Raw genomic sequence first — 1,237 nt, forward strand, 5'->3', positions numbered from 1 at the left:
CCGTTGAGCGATGGCCCTTCCATGCGGAACCACCGGATCACTAAGCCCGACTTTCGTCCCTGCTCGACTTGTAGGTCTCGCAGTCAAGCTCCCTTGTGCCTTTACACTCTGCGAATGATTTCCAACCATTCTGAGGGAACCTTTGGGCGCCTCCGTTACCTTTTAGGAGGCGACCGCCCCAGTCAAACTGCCCACCTGACACTGTCTCCCCGCCCGATAAGGGCGGCGGGTTAGAAGGTCAATACAGCCAGGGTAGTATCCCACCGATGCCTCCACCGAAGCTGGCGCTCCGGTTTCCAAAGCTCCTACCTATCCTGTACAAGCTGTACCAACATTCAATATCAGGCTGCAGTAAAGCTCCACGGGGTCTTTCCGTCCTGTCGCGGGTAACCTGCATCTTCACAGGTACTATAATTTCACCGAGTCTCTCGTTGAGACAGTGCCCAGATCGTTGCGCCTTTCGTGCGGGTCGGAACTTACCCGACAAGGAATTTCGCTACCTTAGGACCGTTATAGTTACGGCCGCCGTTTACTGGGGCTTCAATTCGCACCTTCGCTTACGCTAAGCGCTCCTCTTAACCTTCCAGCACCGGGCAGGCGTCAGCCCCTATACTTCGCCTTACGGCTTCGCAGAGACCTGTGTTTTTGCTAAACAGTCGCCTGGGCCTATTCACTGCGGCTCTCTCGGGCTTACACCCTAAGAGAGCACCCCTTCTCCCGAAGTTACGGGGTCATTTTGCCGAGTTCCTTAACGAGAGTTCTCTCGATCACCTTAGGATTCTCTCCTCGCCTACCTGTGTCGGTTTGCGGTACGGGCACCTCTCACCTCGCTAGAGGCTTTTCTTGGCAGTGTGGAATCAGGAACTTCGCTACTAAATTTCGCTCGCCATCACAGCTCAGCCTTATGGGAAACGGATTTGCCTATTTCCCAGCCTAACTGCTTGGACGCGGATATCCAATACCGCGCTTACCCTATCCTCCTGCGTCCCCCCATTGCTCAAATGGTGAGGAGGTGGTACAGGAATATCAACCTGTTGTCCATCGCCTACGCCTTTCGGCCTCGGCTTAGGTCCCGACTAACCCTGAGCGGACGAGCCTTCCTCAGGAAACCTTAGGCATTCGGTGGAGGGGATTCTCACCCCTCTTTCGCTACTCATACCGGCATTCTCACTTCTAAGCGCTCCACCAGTCCTTCCGGTCTGGCTTCACAGCCCTTAGAACGCTCTCCTACCACTGT

1 rRNA gene is annotated in these 1,237 nt (G+C 55.1%); it reads right to left on the minus strand.

Going from position 1 to position 1,237, the window contains the following annotated elements:
- Nucleotides 1-1,237: ribosomal RNA gene (locus ACFVJQ_RS46035) — 23S ribosomal RNA — on the minus strand; the annotation flags it as partial.

Source organism: Streptomyces sp. NPDC127197, assembly GCF_042672405.1.
Taxonomy (GTDB): domain Bacteria; phylum Actinomycetota; class Actinomycetes; order Streptomycetales; family Streptomycetaceae; genus Streptomyces; species Streptomyces flavusporus.